This window comes from Ensifer sp. WSM1721, assembly GCF_000513895.2.
GTDB lineage: Bacteria > Pseudomonadota > Alphaproteobacteria > Rhizobiales > Rhizobiaceae > Sinorhizobium.
Genome location: NZ_CP165783.1, coordinates 27,738 through 41,096, shown reverse-complemented (window position 1 = coordinate 41,096; position 13,359 = coordinate 27,738). Strand labels below are relative to the sequence as shown.

General features: G+C 63.2%; 13 protein-coding genes. 8 read left to right on the top strand and 5 right to left on the bottom strand.

All coding sequences use genetic code 11. The features are described 5' to 3' along the window. Nucleotides 1–34 precede the first annotated feature (34 nt). The gene (locus M728_RS17960) at nucleotides 35–790 is read right to left on the bottom strand and encodes an IclR family transcriptional regulator (protein ID WP_026620589.1); all 756 of its coding nucleotides are present in this window, start codon (nucleotides 788–790) and stop codon (nucleotides 35–37) included. Nucleotides 791–962: 172 nt separating this feature from the next. Here M728_RS17960 and M728_RS17955 point away from each other — a divergent pair, with 172 nt between their 5' ends. The 3 genes from M728_RS17955 to pcaF are packed head-to-tail and all read left to right on the top strand — an operon-like array spanning nucleotide 963 to nucleotide 3,827. Then, a complete protein-coding gene (locus M728_RS17955) occupies nucleotides 963–1,823 on the top strand; it encodes a CoA transferase subunit A (protein WP_026620588.1) in 861 nt (286 codons plus the stop codon). 10 nt (nucleotides 1,824–1,833) lie between these two features. Next, entirely contained in the window at nucleotides 1,834–2,625 is a 792-nt protein-coding gene (locus M728_RS17950; protein ID WP_026620587.1) for a CoA-transferase subunit beta, read from the top strand. Beyond that, the gene (gene pcaF / locus M728_RS17945; RefSeq protein ID WP_026620586.1) at nucleotides 2,625–3,827 is read left to right on the top strand and encodes a 3-oxoadipyl-CoA thiolase; all 1,203 of its coding nucleotides are present in this window, start codon (nucleotides 2,625–2,627) and stop codon (nucleotides 3,825–3,827) included. The genes M728_RS17950 and pcaF overlap by 1 nt, the downstream gene beginning before the upstream one ends. Nucleotides 3,828–3,932: 105 nt before the next feature. Here the strand turns inward: pcaF and M728_RS17940 are convergent, their stop codons facing one another. Next, the gene (locus M728_RS17940; RefSeq protein WP_026620585.1) at nucleotides 3,933–5,654 is read right to left on the bottom strand and encodes a type IV pilus biogenesis/stability protein PilW; all 1,722 of its coding nucleotides are present in this window, start codon (nucleotides 5,652–5,654) and stop codon (nucleotides 3,933–3,935) included. Between the two features lie 40 nt (nucleotides 5,655–5,694). Then, complete coding sequence (locus tag M728_RS17935) at nucleotides 5,695–5,937, bottom strand: DUF1127 domain-containing protein (protein WP_026620584.1); 243 nt, start codon at nucleotides 5,935–5,937, stop codon at nucleotides 5,695–5,697. 461 nt (nucleotides 5,938–6,398) lie between these two features. Here M728_RS17935 and M728_RS17930 point away from each other — a divergent pair, with 461 nt between their 5' ends. Further along, on the top strand, nucleotides 6,399–6,749 hold the full coding sequence (locus tag M728_RS17930) for a DUF2200 domain-containing protein (RefSeq protein ID WP_026620583.1): 351 nt from the start codon (nucleotides 6,399–6,401) through the stop codon (nucleotides 6,747–6,749). A gap of 213 nt (nucleotides 6,750–6,962) precedes the next feature. On the opposite strand, the gene M728_RS17925 is transcribed toward M728_RS17930, so the two are convergent. Both M728_RS17925 and M728_RS17920 read right to left on the bottom strand, forming a co-directional pair. After that, complete coding sequence (locus M728_RS17925; RefSeq protein ID WP_026620582.1) at nucleotides 6,963–7,388, bottom strand: type II toxin-antitoxin system VapC family toxin; 426 nt, start codon at nucleotides 7,386–7,388, stop codon at nucleotides 6,963–6,965. Further along, a complete protein-coding gene (locus M728_RS17920) occupies nucleotides 7,385–7,639 on the bottom strand; it encodes a plasmid stabilization protein (protein WP_026620581.1) in 255 nt (84 codons plus the stop codon). The genes M728_RS17925 and M728_RS17920 overlap by 4 nt, the downstream gene beginning before the upstream one ends. Before the next feature lie 397 nt (nucleotides 7,640–8,036). Between M728_RS17920 and M728_RS17915 the strand changes: the two genes are divergently transcribed. From M728_RS17915 to M728_RS17900, 4 genes are all read left to right on the top strand, one after another. Next, nucleotides 8,037–8,921 (top strand): AraC family transcriptional regulator, encoded by an 885-nt coding sequence (locus tag M728_RS17915; RefSeq protein WP_026620580.1) that lies wholly within the window; start codon nucleotides 8,037–8,039, stop codon nucleotides 8,919–8,921. 136 nt (nucleotides 8,922–9,057) lie between these two features. Further along, the gene (locus M728_RS17910; protein WP_026620579.1) at nucleotides 9,058–9,714 is read left to right on the top strand and encodes a 2Fe-2S iron-sulfur cluster-binding protein; all 657 of its coding nucleotides are present in this window, start codon (nucleotides 9,058–9,060) and stop codon (nucleotides 9,712–9,714) included. A 4-nt stretch (nucleotides 9,715–9,718) separates the two neighbouring features. Further along, a complete protein-coding gene (locus M728_RS17905; RefSeq protein ID WP_026620578.1) occupies nucleotides 9,719–10,705 on the top strand; it encodes a xanthine dehydrogenase family protein subunit M in 987 nt (328 codons plus the stop codon). A gap of 9 nt (nucleotides 10,706–10,714) precedes the next feature. Next, the gene (locus M728_RS17900; RefSeq protein ID WP_026620577.1) at nucleotides 10,715–13,003 is read left to right on the top strand and encodes a xanthine dehydrogenase family protein molybdopterin-binding subunit; all 2,289 of its coding nucleotides are present in this window, start codon (nucleotides 10,715–10,717) and stop codon (nucleotides 13,001–13,003) included. Nucleotides 13,004–13,359 lie beyond the last annotated feature (356 nt).

Below are 13,359 nucleotides of genomic sequence, written 5' to 3'. Positions count from 1 at the left end.
TGCCGAATGCGGATTTTTCGGAACAGAGACTCGGCTACTGTACCAGCGGCCGCAGTGCCGCCTGCGTCTCCTTGAGCAACAGCAGGTAGCGCTCCGCCAGTTCAGCGGCCGCGACGTGAGCCGCGGGAGCGCCGATATTGAGCGCGGCAATGACCTGGTTGCGCGCGTTCATCAGCGGCACCGCGATCGAGCATAGCCCGAGCTCGAGTTCCTGATCGATGATTGCATAGCCTTGCGCGCGAACCCGGCTGAGCTCCGCCATCAGTTCCTCCGGATCGGTCTTCGTTTTCGGCGTATTGGCCCTCAGCTCCGAGCGGGCGAGGATGGCGCGCGCCTCCGGCTCGGGAAGCGCGGCGAGCAGGACGCGGCCCATCGAGGCGCAATAGGCGGGAAGGCGCGAGCCCGGCGTCAGGTTGATGGACATCACCCGGCGCTGCGAGGCGCGTGCCACATAGACGATCTCGGTGCCGTCCAGCACTGAGGCGGAGGCGCTCTGGCCCGCCTTTTCCGAAAGCTGGTCGAGATAGGGCTGGACGATCGTCGGCAGCGGCGTCGCCGAAAGATAGGCGTGCCCGAGCCTCAGGATCCTCGGAGTGAGCGTGAAAAACTTGCCGTCATAGTCGGCATAACCCAGTTCCGACAGCGTCAGCAGCGACCGCCGGACCGTCGCCCGGTCGAGTCCGGTGATCTTCGCGGCGTCCGCGATCGAAAGACGCGGCTGCGCCTCGCCGAAGGCTTCGATCACCCGCAACCCGCGGGCAAAGCCGCTGACGAAATCCGTTTCCCGCATGACATCTCCTGCCGTTTCACCTCTAGATTGTGCGATATACGAACAAAAGTCAAATATCGCACAAAATGTTTGACGGCCTTCGAAACTGCGCGCTTATTACCAGCAGCCGCTGCCGAATGCCGCCGTAAAAGGCCAGCGGCAGGCCGGCAATAAAAACGAAGGGAGGGTTTTAATGGCTCGTATCGTGTCGCTCGCCGAAGCGGTGGCGGAGAACGTCAGGGATGGCGATACCGTCGCCATGGAAGGGTTCACCCATCTGATCCCCTATGCCGCCGGCCATGAGGTGATCCGCCAGGGCAGGAGAGACCTGTTCCTCGTGCGCATGACGCCGGATATTCTCTATGACCAGCTGATCGGCGTCGGCGCGGCGCGCGGGATGAAATTCTCCTGGGGCGGCAATCCCGGCGTCGGCTCGCTGCACCGCTTCCGCGACGCGGTGGAAAATCAATGGCCGCGACCGCTTCAAATCGAGGAGCATTCGCATGCGGCGATGGCGAACGCCTACGAGGCGGGCGCTGCGAACCTGCCCTTCGCAACGTTGCGCGGCTATATCGGCGCCGACCTGCCGAAGGTGAACGCCAACATCAGAAGCGTTACCTGTCCCTTCACCGGCGAGGTGCTCGCGGCCGTGCCGGCGATCCGGCCTGACGTGACGATCATCCACGCGCAGCGCGCCGACCGCAAAGGCAATGTGCTGATCGAAGGCATCGTCGGCGTGCAGAAAGAGGCGGTGCTGGCCGCCAGGCGCTCGCTCGTCACGGTCGAGGAGATCGTCGACGAACTCTCGCCGCCCTCGCCCAATTCCGTCGTGCTGCCAAGCTGGGCGGTGACCGCGGTCGCCCACGTGCCGGGCGGTGCCTTCCCCTCCTATGCGCATGGCTATTATCCGCGCAACAACGCCTTCTACATCCGCTGGGACGAGATTTCCCGTGACCGGGAGACCTTCGCCGCCTGGATCAAGGAGAACGTGCTTGATGCGACGCCGGAAGACTTTGCCGGCCATGCCGCAAAAATCTCAGCCAAGGTTGCCTGAGGAGTCGACGATGACGGATTTCACCGCAAACGAAATGATGACGATCGCCGCGGCCCGCGAACTTTCCAACGACGACGTCTGCTTCGTCGGCATCGGCGCGCCCTCTGCCGCCTGCAACGTCGCGCGGCTGACGCATGCGCCGGACATCACGCTGATCTATGAGAGCGGCACCGTCGGCACCAAGCCGGACGTCCTGCCGCTCTCGATCGGCGACGGCGAGCTCTGCGACACGGCGCTCTTCACCGTCTCGGTGCCGGAAATGTTCCGCTACTGGCTACAGGGCGGCCGCATCACGACGGGCTTCCTCGGCGGCGCGCAGATCGACAAATTCGCCAACCTGAACACGACCGTCGTCGGCCCTTACGACCATCCCAAGGTCCGCCTGCCGGGCGGCGGCGGCGCGCCGGAGATCGCCTCCAATTGCGGCCGCATCTTCATCACCATGGCGCTGACGAAGCGCGGCTTCGTCGAGAAGCTGCCCTTCGTCACCTCGATGGGGCACGGCGAAGGCGGCAACCACCGCGAGAGGCTCGGCCTGAAGACAAACGGGCCGACCCGCGTCATCACCGATCTCTGCATTCTCGAGCCGGCCCCGGAGACCAAGGAACTGACCGTCGTCTCCACCCACCCCGGCGTCAGCCGCGAGCAAATCATCGAGAATTGCGGCTGGCCGATTAAATTCGCCGAGATCGTCATCGAGACGCCGGCACCGACGGAAACGGAGCTTTCGGTGCTGCGCGACATCAATGCCCGCACCAGGAAGGCCCATGCGGGCACCGGTACGGCGAAGGAGGCCGCCTGATGCGCGAAGCTTACATCTGCGACTATATCCGCACGCCGATCGGCCGCTTCGGCGGCGCGCTTGCCGCCGTGCGCGCCGACGATCTTGGCGCCATCCCGCTGAAGGCGCTAATGGAGCGCAATGGCTCCGTCGACTGGGGTGCGGTCGACGACGTGATCTTCGGCTGTGCCAACCAGGCGGGCGAGGACAACCGCAATGTCGCGCGCATGTCGCTGTTGCTCGCGGGCCTGCCCGTCTCCGTCCCCGGCACGACGATCAACCGGCTCTGCGGCTCCGGCATGGATGCGGTGATCACCGCGGCCCGCGCGATCAGATCCGGCGAGGCGGAGCTGATGATCGGCGGCGGCGTCGAATCCATGTCGCGGGCGCCCTTCGTCCTGCCCAAGGCCGAGAGCGCCTTCTCGCGCCATGCCGAAATCCACGACACGACGATCGGCTGGCGCTTCATCAATCCGCTGATGAAGGCGCAATACGGCGTCGATTCGATGCCGGAGACCGGCGAGAACGTCGCCGAGGCGTATGATGTCTCGCGTGGGGATCAGGACGCCTTTGCCGTGCGCAGCCAAGCGAAGGCCGCGGCCGCCCAGGCGAACGGCCGTCTCGCCAAGGAGATCGTTGCGGTCACCATTCCGCAAAAGAGGGGCGAGCCGCTCACAGTTGACCGCGACGAACATCCGCGCGCAACGACGATCGAGGCGCTCGCCAAGCTGAAGGCGCCGTTCCGCGAAGGCGGTACCGTCACCGCCGGCAACGCCTCCGGCGTCAACGACGGCGCGGCGGCGCTGATCATCGCATCGCAAGAGGCGGCGAAGAAACACGGGCTCAGACCCATTGCCCGCATCCTTGGCGGCGCGACCGCCGGCGTGCCGCCACGCATCATGGGAATCGGCCCTCTCCCCGCCTCGCAAAAGCTGATGGCGCGGCTCGGCATGACGCAGGACCAGTTCGACGTCATCGAGCTCAACGAGGCTTTCGCGAGCCAGGGCCTGGCGGTGCTGCGCGAGCTCGGGATCGCCGACGACGATCCCCGCGTCAACCGCAATGGCGGCGCGATCGCGCTCGGCCACCCGCTCGGCATGTCCGGCGCGCGCATCACCGGCACGGCGGCACTCGAGCTCGTCGAGACGGGCGGACGCTACTCGCTCTCCACCATGTGCATCGGCGTCGGCCAGGGCATCGCGGTCGCGCTGGAGCGGGTGTAGCGGCGGCGCAGTGCCCTTCACCATCCCACCGAACGCGCGCTGCCCGGCCGGCTGGAACTTGGACCGATCGCACCAATTCGAGCCGCCAATTGCTGCGCCTCCGCCCTAAAGTCGTTCGAGCCGCAGCATCGAGGTGTTGCCGACCCAAGCATCGCGCCATTGACGTGTTGTTTTTTCCACCAAAACTTCGTCGCCGCGTGCACGGTAGACCTCGCTCAGGCCGAACAGTGCCCAGCCATTGTTCGGAGCAAGATCGAGGCTCTCAAGAAAGGCCTTCTCCGCGCCATCAATATCGCCAACGCGGAGCAGCGCCGCCCCAAGTGACTGTCCAACCGGGTAATACCAGTGGCGCGGTTCCATATATGAGAGTTGATCCTCAACTTTCTTGGCATCTGCGAAGGCGCGAGCGGCAGCCGGCCAATCTTCGCGGGCCTGGGCAATACGAGCCGTGAGGACGTGCCTGGCGATAGCCAGTACGTCAGCAGCAGGCATTCCGCCTGCCTCGAGCCCGCTTAAGTCGGAAGATCGTGCGATCTCTGCGATCGCCGCCCTTTCGACCCGAGCAGCGTCGACATCACCGCGGGCAGCCTGGGCCACCCCGCGCATATAGTGCCAAGCCGCATCAACAAACGGGAAGGCGCCGGTGGGACGCGCGACCCCCAGAATCGTTTCAGGATCGCTGAACTGGGCATGCGCAAACAGGGGGGCAGCCTTTATCGGCTGAACGAAGGCAGGTGCGGCGCGCGCGAGCTCGTCCGAGACTACCCTAGAGAGCTTCTGCGCAGCTTCGATTGCAGTCGGTCCGTCGCCGGCCATTTGCGCCGAAACCAGCAGGAAGTGGATATTGTGCGGATAGTACCCGCCTGCATAGAGCCCCTCAGGCGCCACGGTTTCAAAGAACGACTCGTCAGCTGCGACCGCCCGGCGGTTGACGGCAAGCGAATCGGCATAGCGTCCGACGCGGTAGTAGATGTGGGAGGGCATGTGAACGAGATGACCGGCATCGATCTCCATCTTCGCCAGGCGATCGGCGTGCGGCTCCGCCCGCTCGGGCGTCGTCGAAGCCTCGACAGCATGGATGTAGAGATGGATCGCACCAACGTGCTCCGGGTTGCGCGCCAGCACCCGCTCAAGCGTCGAGATGATCTCCGCAGTCTTTCCCTTCGGTTTTGCGCCGGCGTCGGTCCAGTAGTCCCAGGGGCTGAGATCCATCAACGCCTCTGCATAAAGAACGGCAATATCGTCGTCATCCGGAAACTTACCGGCGACTTCGGCCATGGCATCTGCATAGGCTTGGTCAAGAACTGCTCGTTCGGTGCCTGGCGCGTAGCGACGGGCCAGGGCGGCGATCAACGCTTGCTCACGCGGAGATGCATTGGGCGCAAGCGTCATGGCTTTCGCCACCGCCGCCAATGCCGCAGCATTCGCATCGGGATCCATCGGTGCGTTGATGTTCGGGCCGAGCACCAGCGCCTCGCCCCAGAAACAGATCGCGCAAGACGGATCAAGCTTCTGTGCTTGCTTGAAGCTGCGTGCAGCCTCGGCATGGTTGAACCCGAAACTCAGCATCATCCCCTGATCGATATAAGCCTGTGCTTCTTCGCTCGCCATCGAAGCGGCGGAGCGAGAACCGGTAAGGCTTGGCCAAAGAGGAACTCGTGCACCGCCGAAAGATCGCGCCGGAACTTGGTTGCCACCGAACTGTTTCAGTTCAGTGTTCTTCGCCACGTGGTACTTCGCATCGTGGCCAAGTGCCGGAGCAGCGGCGATCAGGATCGCTGCCGACAGGGCACTGGAGAGAAGTTGCGTTTTCATGGTCATCCTCATCTAATTTCTCGATCGGAGGAAACAATGGCATCCGACCGCATCACGCGCCCTTGCGCCGGTTGCCGACTCTTCCGAAGCAAAGGTGGTCGATTTCGAAACGCGTCACGCCGATGTCCTTGAGGATGTGATCCGGCATCTCATGGAGGGCGGAGCCGCGTGCACGGCTGATCCGCCTCCGTTGGCGGATTCTCTCGGTAAGCTGTGCTGCGTAGATCAAGAAGGCTGCGCTTCGTGCCGCCGGCAGAAAGGCTGAAGGCTCAATATTGAACGAGGTCTTAGACATGGTGCTTCCCTTCCCGGTCTAAGTGTCCAGCTGTCGGTACTACACACGCCAGATTCGTTGGCGACGAATTCAAACGGTTGTTGTCATCGTGTGGTGGCGGAGTTTCGTTCAGCCCGCACGCGCCATCGGTCTTTTGCTGAATACCCGGGCTGTGCCACTGCGGCAGTTCCGGAGGTAACACGTAGGCGCCTGTGCGAACGCGAACGTCTTCCGCATTGGCGCTCGCGTAGGGACGACTCCTCTCGACACGTTGCGTGCTCTAAGGGAAGCAAAAGATCGAACCCCATGCGTTATCGGCATCCGGCGCGATGAATGGCGCGGTTTCGCCTTGGCGAACTTAACGCTCCTTCCGCGCTCGGGCCCTGAGCCCCGCGTAGCGGAGGATGTTCATTTTGTACTTGGTGAGGTCTTGAAGTCAGCTCTCTTGAGCCGAAAAATATCTGGAACGTTCAGGAGGGCGGATGACGAAGCATCGCATCTATTCAGTCAGCGTGGCGAGCGTCTATCCCCACTATGTCGCCAAGGCGGAGAAGAAGGGGCGCACGAAGGGAGAGGTCGATGAAATCATCTGTTGGCTGACGGGGTATAGCCAACAGACCCTGGACGATCAGTTGGCGAAGAACACCACGTTCGAGAATTTCTTTGCGCAAGCGCCTCAGATGAATCCCTCCCGATCGTTGATTACAGGAGTGATCTGCGGCGTCCGTGTGGAAGAAATCCAAGAAACGACTATGCGGGAAATCCGCTACCTGGACAAACTGATCGACGAACTCGCGAAAGGGAAAGCGATGGAGAAAATCCTGCGACAATAACCAGTCGGGTTTGCTCGAACTCGCGCGAGACTTGGTGCACGAGCTTGAGCTATCGCCGAATGTCCGCTCATGCGGCGCGAACCAGACGTGAGGCAAGCGGCGGCCGAACTTCGGCTTGCCAAATTCGAGACGATCGACCGCGGCTTTTGGGAAGTGGACAAGGTATCCGTCGCCTTGATAGGAAATCGAACCAGAGACCAGTGAATTAACGCTTTAGATTTCTTGGTAGCTCCAGGGATTTACGACGGTAAGTCCTGCCGCTTCAAAGGGGCTCATATCACGCGTCGCTATGATGAATCCTTTGGAGGCGGCAATGGCGGCAATATATCCGTCGGGCGTCGGGAAGCCCTTGCCGGCCGCTCGGGCCTTCACGGCTAAGTCGGCATAATGCCGAGCAGCTCCGATGTCGAACGGCAACACGCGATCGCCAAACAGTTCGAGCACGCCGTCAAGCGTTTCGGTCAGAACCTTCTTGCGCCGACCATCCGGCAAAGCACCGATGCCAAACAGCAGTTCGGCCAACGTCACACTGGACAGGTACAGGGTCTCAGCGACCTGTTCGTTCAGCCAGGAGTGCACAGCCGGATTGGGGGCTGGTTTCATCGCCTCGGAGACGACATTCGTATCCAAGACGATCATTCAAACCTCATTGGCTCTGCCGGCGACTTGTCACGTACCTCATCAAACACTGCGAAATCATCATTGGTCAGTCCCAGCCGCCGGCCGACCGCAGCCAAGGCATCCCCCATGCGAACGCGCTGCTCGGGCTTCACCACACTTTCCAGAATGTCACGCACTTCGGCCTCGGTGCTGCGGCCGTGCATCGCCGCGCGCACGCGCAAAGCGCGATGCACCTCATCGGGCACATTCCGTACTGTCAGGATAGCCATAGTCAAACCTTCGTATTCGCCTTCAATGACTGCAATATAGCTAATATGCAGTCACATCGCAATCGTGTGAACGGCTGCGTTCGCGATTTCCGTAAAGGCGCAGCCGCTCAAACAATGGAAGGATCCACCAATCAGAAAGCTCGTGCCCGTGCCATTAAGCGCATGGGAGTAGATCGCGCCTGCCCGCGCGATTCCAGTCGATACATAATGCGACTTTGGAAGCACAAAACCCGGGTGGTCACCAATCATTGAACATCCTTGAACAACTCGGGTCTATCAAGGCCGGACTGTTGTTCCTATGACTCTCCCCTGTATCGGTGAGGGAGCCTCACCGATACACCCATGCTTTGTGGCGCAGCCCGCCGGGGCTCCCGAGGTGAACTGATGGAGTCTTGCGATGTCATTCAAACCATTGCTTGGCGATGGACGTATCCGGACCCGCGAAGAAGTATCAGCACCGCTGCAAACTGCGTCCTGGCTTGACTCTTCAGTCATATTCGACAGTCGGCGCTGGGCATGCCAAGAGGCCGAACTCCGTTGGACGGCACCTCATCATCTGATCGTGCTGACAGATGGGGGAAGTACGTCCCGGACATCGATCCGGACCGAGGGCAAGACCCTTTATGACGGGCAGGACCGGCCCGGAGTCCTCACTTTCGTTCCCGCCGGCGCAGAACGCGTTGGCTTTTACCGCGACGTGGATCTCTCCTATTCTGCCTTGTGGATTGATCCCGCGCTTGTGCTTCCGGGATTGGAGCGGCTGCGCGACACGCCGGTTCTGGTGAACAGGAGCGACGCGGTCATCGGCACGCTTCTGCGATCGCTTTGCACCGAGATGTCGCTCGGCCACGTGCCGGACACCGTCTATGTCGAGCATCTGGTTGCCCTCGTCGCGTTGCGCATGGCCGGCCTGGAAGGCAACCTGTTTCCGGTCGCGAGCCAGGGCCGCCTTGGCCGCCGGACGTTCGAGCGTGTCCGCGATTATATCGACGCCCATATCGCCTCCGATATCTCGCTGAGCGAGGTGGCGGCCATTGCCGGCATGCCGCTAGACACCTTCGCACGGCGTTTCAAGGAGACGACCGGACGCCCGCCCTACGCCTATATCCTGGAGGAGCGTGTAAGGCGGGCGGAGCTGCTGCTCAGAGATACCGGTTTGGCAATAGGCGCGATTGCATTCCGCCTCGGCTTCTCCAGCCAGAGCCATTTCACCACGACGTTCCGTCGCCTCAAGGGCATCACGCCGCGCACCTACCGGCTGCACTTTTCTCCGGAATCCTGACAGCGCCTCCGCTTTTCTGAAAGAAAGCGTCCCCCCGCGCACCCAAGTTCCGCACGTCGAAGACAGGAAATTCGGCGGCTCGCGGCAGGATGGAAAACCCCTCCTGGCCCGTGCCGTTGCGACCGGGAGATCATTCATGGCCGAAACGGACTACAGGATCACGCGCCGGGCGGTTTTGGAAGGCGGAGCAGCGACCTGCCTCTTTCTGGCATCGGGCTTACCCGTCGGTGCTGAGAACGCTGGCGCTGCGATGACGGCCGGGCTTGCTACTGCACCGATATCGCGAATACCGATGACCTTCAGGATCAACGCAGTCGAACATGCACTGGAGCTTGACCCGCGCACGACTCTGCTTGACGCCTTGCGAAACGACCTCGGCCTCACCGGTTCGAAAAAAGGCTGCGACCACGGTCAGTGCGGCGCCTGCACAGTCCTCGTAAACGGCCGACGGATCAATTCCTGCCTCTCGCTCGCAGCCCAGCATGAAGGCGACGAGATCACGACGATCGAAGGGCTCGCCGACGGTGACCGACTGCACCCTGTTCAGGCCGCCTTTGTCGCCCACGATGGCTTTCAATGCGGTTATTGCACGCCAGGGCAGATCTGTTCGGCGGTGGGAATGCTCGAGGAAGTCAGGGCCGGCTGGCCGAGCCACGCAAGTGCCGATCTGGCATCCGGCCCGACGGCGCTTACCGAAGCAGAGATCCGCGAGCGCATGAGCGGCAACATCTGCCGTTGTGCCGCCTATCCCAACATTGTCGCCGCCATCCGCGACGCAGCCGAAGAGGTGTGAGCCCATGCAGCCCTTTACCTACGTGCGCGCCAATAGCGTAAACGAGGCGGCCGCCGCGGTGGCGGCCGAGCCCGAAGCGAAGTTCATCAGCGGCGGCACTAATCTTCTCGACCTGATGAAGCTGGAGGTCGAGCGGCCGACACACCTCGTCGATATCAGCCGCTTGCCGCTCGACCGGATCGAGGAGACGCCGGAGGGCGGCCTTCGCATCGGCGCACAGGTCCGCAACAGCGATCTCGCCGCCGATGCGCGGGTGCGATCGCGCTATCCGATCCTCAGCCAAGCGCTTCTCGCCGGCGCGTCCGGTCAGATCCGCAACAAGGCTTCGACCGCCGGCAATCTCCTCCAGCGCACGCGCTGCCCCTATTTCTATGACCGCAACATGCCTTGCAACAAGCGCGCGCCCGGATCGGGCTGCGCGGCCCTCCGGGGCTTCAACCGGATGCACGCTGTGCTCGGCGCCAGCGACGCCTGCATCGCCGTGCATCCTTCGGATATGGCCGTCGCCATGGCCGCACTCGACGCCGCGGTCGAGACCACCCTGCCCGACGGCACGCAACGTACCATTCCCGTCGGCGATCTCTCCCGGTTGCCGGGCTCGACGCCGCATGTCGAGACGGCTCTCGGCCACGGCGAGATGATCACCGCCGTGATCCTACCGCCCCCGCCTCCTGGCCGGCAGCTTTACCGCAAGGTGCGAGACCGCGCTTCCTACGCCTTTGCGCTCGTCTCGGTCGCGACCGTTGTCGAAACGAGCGGCTACCGCATACGGAGTGCCCGCATCGCGTTGGGCGGCGTCGCACCGAAGCCGTGGCGCGCGACGGAAGCGGAATACGTCCTCGCCGAAGCAGCAGCCTCCGACTCCGCCTTTTCCGATGCTGCCGAAAGCGCGCTCGCCGGAGCGGTGGGGCGTGGCGGTAATGATTTCAAGATCCCGCTGGCAAAGCGCACGATACGGCAGACGCTCGCCGCGGCTATCGAAGGTGCATGAGGTGCGATGATGACAGAGACCATAATACGTGAAAACCGTACCTCCGAGACCGGCAATGGCGTTGTCGGTCAGCCGCTCGCGCGCGTTGACGGGCCGCTCAAAGTCACCGGCCGTGCGACCTACGCCTATGAACATGCCGTGAATGGGGCCGCGTACGGCTACATCCTCGGCGCGGCCATCGCCAAGGGTCGTATCGTCGAGATCGACAGTGCGGAGGCCGAGAAGATGCCGGGCGTGCTGCACATCATGACCCATCGGAACGCACCGGCCCAACCGGTATTCGGCCCGGCGGTAACACCCACGGTGCCCGAGGTCTTCACCCGCGCCAGGCCCATGCTCAACAGCAACCGCGTTCGCTTCTACGACGAGCCAGTCGCGCTCGTCGTGGCGGAAACATTCGAGGCGGCGCGAGCCGCCGCGGGGCTCATCAGGGTGCGCTATGAAGAGGAGCGCGGGGCCTTCGATCTGTCGGCGCGTCTCGCCGACGCCTACACGCCCCGGCGCACCAATGCCGGCTTTGAGACGGATAGCGCGATCGGCGACTTCGAAGGCGCTTTCGCGGCCGCTCCGGTCAAAGTCGACGCGACCTACCGGACGCCTTACGAGCATCACAACCCGATGGAGCCGCATGCGACGCTCGCCGTCTGGTCGGGCGACGAGGTGACGATCTACACGTGCGCACAGACGCTTGCCAACTTTCAGGCCGGCCTCGCCAGCACGCTCGGTATTCCGCGAGAGCGTGTCCGCATCGTCAGCCCGTTTATCGGCGGTGGTTTCGGCTCCAAGTTGATCGTCCATGCCGACGGCGTGCTCGCCGCGCTCGCCGCAAGGGTGCTGCGCCGCCCCGTCAAGGTCGCGCTGACGCGGCAGCAGATGTTTGCCAATGCCGGTTATCGGGCGGAGATGATCCAGCAGGTGCGCCTCGGCGCGGACCGCGATGGGCGGCTGACGTCGATCGGCCATGATGTCTGGTCGGCGACCTCCGGCTTCGAGGAATTCTGTGAGCAGACCGCGGTCTTCACCCGCTCGCTTTATGCCGCGCCGAATCGGTTGACCCGCCACCGGCTCGTCCCGGTCGACCTCAATCGGGGCGAATGGATGCGCTCGCCCGGCGAGGCGCCGGGCATGCTCGCCTTTGAATCGGCGATGGATGAGCTCGCCGAAAAACTCGGTCTCGATCCGATCGAACTGAGGATCCGCAACGAGCCGACCGTGGATCCGGAACAGGGCGTGCCGTTTTCAACGCGTAACCTCGTCGCCTGCATGCAGGAAGGCGCGCGCCGCTTCGGCTGGGAACGCCGCAAGCCGACGCCAGGACGCATCCGCGAAGGCCGCAAGCTGATCGGTTACGGCATGGCGGCCGCCATTCGGCCGAATTATATCGGCGCGGGGACGGCCAGGGTGGCAATCGATGCGACCGGCCGCGTCACGGCTCGTCTCGACATGACCGATATCGGAACCGGCACCTACACCATCCTCACCCAGATCGCGGCGGAAAGCCTCGGGGTGCCGATCGCCGCGGTCAAGGTCGAACTCGGTGACAGCCGCTTCCCGCGCACGGCCGGTTCCGGCGGTTCCTGGGGGGCGGCGAGCGCGGGTTCGGCACTGCATCACGCCTGCAACGCGCTTAAGGAGAGAATCATGGAGGCGGCCCGATCCAGCGACCGCTCCCCACTTCGGGGTGCGAACGACGTCGCACCGATCTTCGTCGGCGGAGAGATCCGGGTCGGCGACCGTTCTGTGAGTTTGGCCGATTTCATCGGCAGAATTGCTCCCGACGGCATGGAGGGCACCGGTTCGGTCGCCGCCGGTCGCGACACGGAAAGCTACAGAGCCTACTCCCAGCACTCCTATGGAGCGCACTTCGCGGAAGTCGCGGTCGACAGCGACACGGGCGAGATCCGCATGCGCCGCATGCTGTCGGTGATCGGTGCGGGCCGCATCCTCAACCCCAAGACCGCCCGCTCGCAGATCCTCGGCGGCATGACCTGGGGCATTGGTGCTGCACTGATGGAGGAAACCGTGCTCGATCCCCGCTACGGCCACTTCGTCAACGGCGACCTCGCCGAGTATCATGTCCCCGTCAACGGTGACGTTGCAGACATGGAGGTCGTCTTTCTCGAGGAATACGACGACAAAGCCAATCCGCTCGGCGCCAAGGGACTCGGCGAACTCGGCGTCTGCGGCGCCGGGGCGGCGATCGCCAACGCCATCTACAACGCGACCGGTGTGCGCGTGCGCGAATTCCCGATCACCTTGGACAAGCTGCTCCCCGGCTTGCCAGTGAGTGCCATCTAAAGCGCGTCGCATTCAATTCGGGCCACGCGACGCGCTTTGAGTCTTTGTTCCCATGCGGGTCAGTTCGGTTCTCATAAATGGTGCCTTCGTCAGCTCACAAGTCTTCGAACTGGGCGAGGCCCGCCCCTGCTTCGGTGCGCAGCCGAGGCACTGACTTTCCGCTGGAGCTTCGTTTCTAACCCTCGCCCGAGGGCTACAGAGGCTGAGTGAGAGCAGACGCCCGCCGGCTGATGGATCAATGATTTTTTGGCGTCGTGGACGCCGGATGCATTTCGATGTCCCGGACAAGTCTCCCGGTAAAGCCAAGTCTGAAGCACAAGCCACAAGCGGTCATCGACCGCTCCGAGAGGGCGACA

Excerpts from the sequence above, each read along its gene's own strand:
- M728_RS17960 (WP_026620589.1), bottom strand. The coding sequence starts at position 790 with ATGCGGGAAACGGATTTCGTCAGCGGCTTTGCCCGCGGGTTGCGGGTG.
- M728_RS17955 (WP_026620588.1), top strand. The coding sequence starts at position 963 with ATGGCTCGTATCGTGTCGCTCGCCGAAGCGGTGGCGGAGAACGTCAGG.
- M728_RS17950 (WP_026620587.1), top strand. The coding sequence starts at position 1,834 with ATGACGGATTTCACCGCAAACGAAATGATGACGATCGCCGCGGCCCGC.
- pcaF (WP_026620586.1), top strand. The coding sequence starts at position 2,625 with ATGCGCGAAGCTTACATCTGCGACTATATCCGCACGCCGATCGGCCGC.
- M728_RS17940 (WP_026620585.1), bottom strand. The coding sequence starts at position 5,654 with ATGAGGATGACCATGAAAACGCAACTTCTCTCCAGTGCCCTGTCGGCA.
- M728_RS17935 (WP_026620584.1), bottom strand. The coding sequence starts at position 5,937 with ATGTCTAAGACCTCGTTCAATATTGAGCCTTCAGCCTTTCTGCCGGCG.
- M728_RS17930 (WP_026620583.1), top strand. The coding sequence starts at position 6,399 with ATGACGAAGCATCGCATCTATTCAGTCAGCGTGGCGAGCGTCTATCCC.
- M728_RS17925 (WP_026620582.1), bottom strand. The coding sequence starts at position 7,388 with ATGATCGTCTTGGATACGAATGTCGTCTCCGAGGCGATGAAACCAGCC.
- M728_RS17920 (WP_026620581.1), bottom strand. The coding sequence starts at position 7,639 with ATGGCTATCCTGACAGTACGGAATGTGCCCGATGAGGTGCATCGCGCT.
- M728_RS17915 (WP_026620580.1), top strand. The coding sequence starts at position 8,037 with ATGTCATTCAAACCATTGCTTGGCGATGGACGTATCCGGACCCGCGAA.
- M728_RS17910 (WP_026620579.1), top strand. The coding sequence starts at position 9,058 with ATGGCCGAAACGGACTACAGGATCACGCGCCGGGCGGTTTTGGAAGGC.
- M728_RS17905 (WP_026620578.1), top strand. The coding sequence starts at position 9,719 with ATGCAGCCCTTTACCTACGTGCGCGCCAATAGCGTAAACGAGGCGGCC.
- M728_RS17900 (WP_026620577.1), top strand. The coding sequence starts at position 10,715 with ATGACAGAGACCATAATACGTGAAAACCGTACCTCCGAGACCGGCAAT.